This window comes from Veillonella sp. (assembly GCF_015058545.1).
Taxonomy (GTDB): Bacteria; Bacillota; Negativicutes; order Veillonellales; family Veillonellaceae; genus Veillonella_A.
Genome location: NZ_SVCB01000057.1, coordinates 1 through 5,003, shown reverse-complemented (window position 1 = coordinate 5,003; position 5,003 = coordinate 1). Strand labels below are relative to the sequence as shown.

General features: G+C 43.7%; 6 protein-coding genes. 3 read left to right on the top strand and 3 right to left on the bottom strand.

Features of this window, described 5'->3' with window-relative positions:
* Positions 1-258 precede the first annotated feature (258 nt).
* Positions 259-792: a hypothetical protein gene (locus E7204_RS03685; RefSeq protein WP_295181655.1), complete on the bottom strand. Its 534-nt coding sequence runs from the start codon at positions 790-792 to the stop codon at positions 259-261.
* 679 nt (positions 793-1,471) lie between these two features.
* On the opposite strand from E7204_RS03685, the gene E7204_RS03680 reads away from it, so the two are divergent.
* Positions 1,472-2,422 carry a 2-hydroxyacid dehydrogenase gene (locus tag E7204_RS03680; RefSeq protein WP_295181653.1) on the top strand — a complete coding sequence of 317 codons (951 nt, stop codon included), beginning with the start codon at positions 1,472-1,474 and terminating at the stop codon, positions 2,420-2,422.
* Positions 2,423-2,631: 209 nt separating this feature from the next.
* Here E7204_RS03680 and E7204_RS03675 read toward each other — a convergent pair whose 3' ends face one another.
* Together E7204_RS03675 and E7204_RS03670 are read right to left on the bottom strand one after the other, a co-directional pair.
* On the bottom strand, positions 2,632-3,096 hold the full coding sequence (locus tag E7204_RS03675) for a hypothetical protein (RefSeq protein ID WP_295181651.1): 465 nt from the start codon (positions 3,094-3,096) through the stop codon (positions 2,632-2,634).
* 10 nt (positions 3,097-3,106) lie between these two features.
* Positions 3,107-3,328: a hypothetical protein gene (locus E7204_RS03670; protein ID WP_295181649.1), complete on the bottom strand. Its 222-nt coding sequence runs from the start codon at positions 3,326-3,328 to the stop codon at positions 3,107-3,109.
* Positions 3,329-3,521: 193 nt separating this feature from the next.
* On the opposite strand from E7204_RS03670, the gene pyrF reads away from it, so the two are divergent.
* Entirely contained in the window at positions 3,522-4,241 is a 720-nt protein-coding gene (pyrF, locus tag E7204_RS03665; RefSeq protein WP_295181647.1) for an orotidine-5'-phosphate decarboxylase, read from the top strand.
* Complete coding sequence (pyrE, locus tag E7204_RS03660) at positions 4,238-4,825, top strand: orotate phosphoribosyltransferase (protein WP_021840214.1); 588 nt, start codon at positions 4,238-4,240, stop codon at positions 4,823-4,825. The genes pyrF and pyrE overlap by 4 nt, the downstream gene beginning before the upstream one ends.
* Positions 4,826-5,003: the final 178 nt, after the last annotated feature.

Below are 5,003 nucleotides of genomic sequence, written 5' to 3'. Positions count from 1 at the left end.
TGTTGTGGTTACCAGACCAACTTCATTGTACCATTAGGAGGTTCTTTCCTTTTCTATAAGAGTTTTTTACCGACCCCCAGTTTAACTGGGGGTTTAGTCATGCCTATTCGGCGTACAAAAATCAAAAAACAGCCTCCGAATAAAGGCTGTTTTTATAAATTTTGTTACATTAGTTTACTACTTGTGTCTATTCGACACGCACTTCCAACTATTTACAATACGATGTCATTAAATAGCCCCCTTAGGTAAGAGAGGAGCTTATCGGTGCAAAGTAAACTGAGCCAATGAGTACAGTGTCTTGCCTTTAATCACGCAAGCTTCTACGTCTGTTCTAATCAACTCTTTTACCCTGAAAACAAGTGCTATAGCCGACCAATAGCTGCATAACTCCGCCATTTCTTCCAAGTTTTGATGATATGCGGACCATAAGGAAATCATATTTTTTTCAAATACAGTTTCACCTAATACGAGACCCCCGATAAAAATAGCGAAGTAAATAAGCAGCATGCGATCATTATGATGCTCCTTATATAAAGTTACGATTAAAGAGCGACTGCGCCATACAGCCACACACAAGACGATTGCCATGGCACCTAAAAACCAAGGAAGATAAGCGCCAAACCACACTTCATGTATCCCCGGGAATTCCGGCCCGTCAGCAGTCCATGCAATCGGATAAAAAACGCGGCCCCAACTTAATTCACGACCCAGTGCTACCAGAAATAATACCGCCGCACTTAGCCATAGCCACCACTCAGCGCGAGCGCCTGACATTGACCACTTAACTGTCATTACAAAGCCCCCTAATAGCATGAGTGCCTCTATATTTTCAATCCAATTATTTTCCCAGAAAGCCCAACCAGGCAAAAGAAAGGCTAACGGCCAAACCATTATTAATAGTACTATGCTTACTTTGTTAATTATTTTCACTCTATTACCTCCGTATCTGCTTGTGAGTTCACTTTTCGTATATCTTGTGAGTTATCCTTTCGTATATCTCGTGAATGCTCTTTTTCGTATATGATGTATATATTATTAATTTCATTATTCAGAATGTTCATACATCATTATATGCAGTTTATAAATTGTTTATAATTTGTAAATGTTTTATTTAAATTTTACACTCTTTTTACAATTAATCAAACGAAAAAAGTCTATCTCTAGACACTATATGAGTATTGTTCAGAAATGCCGTTAATTGGTTTCTTTATATTGCTAATAAATCTCATTACAAAAAAAATATATTAAGTTTATTAGATTTGATGTTCGAAAATCAGCCTTTAAAAATCAGCTTTTTCAATAAATTCTCAAATAAAATCTAATATTCTTTTTCGTATCCAATTACACTATCAAGATTTCCACACGTTTGTATTCTCCTGTTATTTGGCGTATAATCAAAATTAATAAGAGCTACAATAATATATGTTAGCTGATAACTATACATACTCACTAATTTAAACGAGGTGACAATATGAAAATCATCGTAATGGAACCATTAGGCGTATCCGCCGCCAAAATCGAAGAAGCCAGCACTCCACTTAAGGCAGCCGGCCATGAGTTTTTCTATCCTGAAACGCAGGAATTAGACCAAGCTAAATTATTGGATCGCGTAAAAGACGCAGATATTTTAATTTTGGCTAATCAAAAATTATCCGGCGACATCATTCGCCAATGCCCGAATCTTAAAATGATTTCTATCGCCTTCACCGGCGTGGACCATGTGGATTTAGAAGCATGCCGCGAACGGAATATCACCGTTTGTAACGCCGCCGGTTACTCCACGAATGCGGTAGCGGAACTCGCTTTTGGCCTCGCCATTTCCGTAATCCGCAATATCGTGCCTTGCGACCATCAGGCCCGTCATGAAGGCACTAAAGCCGGTCTGGTTGGTTTTGAACTTTTCGGCAAAACCTTCGGCGTAGTGGGTACCGGTGCCATCGGTCGCCGCGTAGCTGAAATTGCCCTCGCTTTCGGTTGTAAAGTTATTGCCTATAACCGCAGTGAAAAACAAGATCTCATAGATAAAGGCGTTAAATTCGTTTCCAAAGAAGAATTATTCCGCGAAGCCGATTTCGTATCCTTACACACGCCGTTAACGGCTGAAACAAAAGGCCTCGTGAACGCCGACATGATTAAACTCATGAAACCGACGGCCGTTCTTATTAACACGGCTCGTGGTCCCGTTGTAGATAGCGAAGCCTTAGCGGCCGCCCTTAACGAAGGTCGATTAGCCGGCGCCGGCATCGACGTATTCGAAACGGAGCCACCAATCCCGGCCGACCATCCATTATGCCATGCCAAAAATACCGTTCTCACCCCACATGTAGCTTTTGCCAGCAAAGAAGCCCTCGAAACGAGAGCGGATATTGTTATTGAAAACATCAAATGCTGGGAAGCGGGCAAACCGCAGAACTTAGTGTAGCTAAGCAAAACATCAAATGCCGAGAAGCCACTAACCTGCAGAACTTGGTATAACTTAGTTTTATAGGCCAAAACTTATATGGCATGATAAAATTTGAATCAAAAAAGCAACCGTACTTACATAGCGCTGTAAGCATCGGTTGCTTTTTTTTACGGTCATCGCCCTAGGTTTGATGACTATTTATTTTTACATTTTAATCTCGGCAACAATTAATATTGGTCGTCAATAATTTCGGTGCCCTGTTCTTTGAGTGCATCTTCCACCCACTGACGATCCGCATCACCGGTCAAAGCTGCATGTACATTAGCGGCATCTTTGGCTTGGATTTTTTTAGCCCCCTCTAACACTTCTTCCGCATCTTGCCAAGGAACAACGATAACGCCGTCGCGGTCCATGACAACAATGTCGCCCGGATTTACGGAAATGCCGCCGCAAGCGATTGGCGTATTGATTTCACCGGTGCCATCTTTATAAGGGCCCGCCGGATTGGTGCCGTTTGCATAAACAGGCATGCTCATAGCTTCTACCGCATCACTGTCGCGAATCGGTCCGTCAATTACAAGGCCGGCAATTCGTTTATAAATCGCATAGCCCAACATAACTTCACCCATGAGCGCCCGATATTCCGTGCCGCCGTCATTGGACACCATAATAACATCGCCCGGCCCTGCCATATTAAGCGCTTTATGAATCCATTAAGTTATCGCCGCCACGCGTTTTTACCGTCAAAGCACGGCCTACCGTCACCGGTTGTTTAGGTGAAGATTTCAAAGAAACGCGCGGATGCAATGCACTGAGGCGCCCCATACAATCCGCCACATTTGCCGCCGGAATCCCCTGATATTCGTTCAATAGTTCATCACTTACCATCGGTCTTTTTAAATACACTCGATTACCTACTGCCACTAGTATCACTCCATTCTTTTGAAAACATCATCACTTTTTGCTATGACTAGCTTATATATCTATAATACTAGATATCCTCTCTTTTTTACAAGTAAAAAGAGGTATAATATAGATAAGCTCAAATAATTTAGAATTGACTTTACCTCATTTTTGTGTAAAAATTATTTGAATATATTATCAAAGGAGGCTTACGATGGCAGACGACAGACTTATAGTAGCCCTTGATGTGGCCACCATGGAACAGTTAAAAAACTTGGTGACTACCTTAGGTGACTCCGTATCGTATTACAAAGTGGGCATGGAATTATTTTATGCCGCCGGTGCCGAAACGGTGACGTATTTACAAGAACAGGGAAAATCCGTATTTCTCGACTTGAAATTGCATGACATTCCAAACACAGTAGCGCAGGGGGTAGCCTCTTTGACGCACCTCGGTGCCAAGCTTATCACCTTGCACAGCCAAGGCGGTCCCGTTATGATGGCCGCTGCGGCCAAAGCAGCTACCGAAGCAGCTGAGAAATTACAGGTAGAACGTCCGAAACTCTTGGCCGTAACCGTGCTGACCAGTTTTGACGATGATGCATGGACTGCCATCGGCGGTCAATTGCCGATTCGCGATCAAGTGATTCGTTTGGCAAAACTTGCCAAAGAATCCGGCATGGACGGCGTTGTCGCATCCCCATTGGAAGCCAAAGCCATCCGCGAGGTGTGCGGCGAGGACTTCCTCATCGTAACGCCGGGCATCCGCCCAAGTTTTGCGGCCGCCAACGACCAGAAGCGCATTGCTACACCGAAGAGCGCCTTAGCGGACGGTGCATCCAAACTCGTAATCGGTCGTCCTATTACCAAAGCCGACAATCCGCAAGAAGCGGTTCGTTTAATTGTTGAAGAAATGGAGGCTATTCACCCATGATGACAGAACAAGAAGTTAAACAGTTATTAATCGACACTAAAGCTATTTTAGAAGGCCATTTTCTTTTGACCTCCGGACTTCACAGCCCTATGTATGTTGAAAAATTCAACGTATTACAGCATCCTAAATACACCGAACGCCTTTGCCAAGAATTGGCTGAGCGCTTCAAAGACCAGAATGTAGAACTCGTTATCGGACCTATGACCGGCGGTATCTTATTAGCTCACGAAGTGGGGAAAGCTTTGGGCACCCGTGCTATTTTCACCGAACGTGAAAAAGGCGTTATGACTTTGCGTCGCGGTTTCCGCATTGAACCGGGTACCCGCGTACTCATCGTTGAAGATATCGTAACCACCGGCGGCTCCGTTCGCGAAGTAGTTGACGTTGTTAAAGCGTCCCAAGGTGAAATCGTAGGCGTAGGCCTCTTGGTTAACCGCAGCGGCGGCAAAGCGGACTTCGGTATTCCAAACGACAAAGTGCAAGCTTTGTTGAACCTTACCGTGCCGACTTACCAGCCGGAAGAATGCCCGCTTTGTAAAGACCATGTGCCAATGACTGAACGCGGCAGCAAACATATTAAATAATTAATTCAATACAAAACAATAGGCCGTTTCCGAATGGATATGGCCTATTATTTATTACCCCCTATTGACAAATCATAACCACCCGTAGAACGGGTGGTTTGCTCTGACCCTATAAGGGTCTTTCTCTAGTGGTTGCCCTCTAAAGAGGGCTTTGAGTAATCTGACAACCACTCTATTA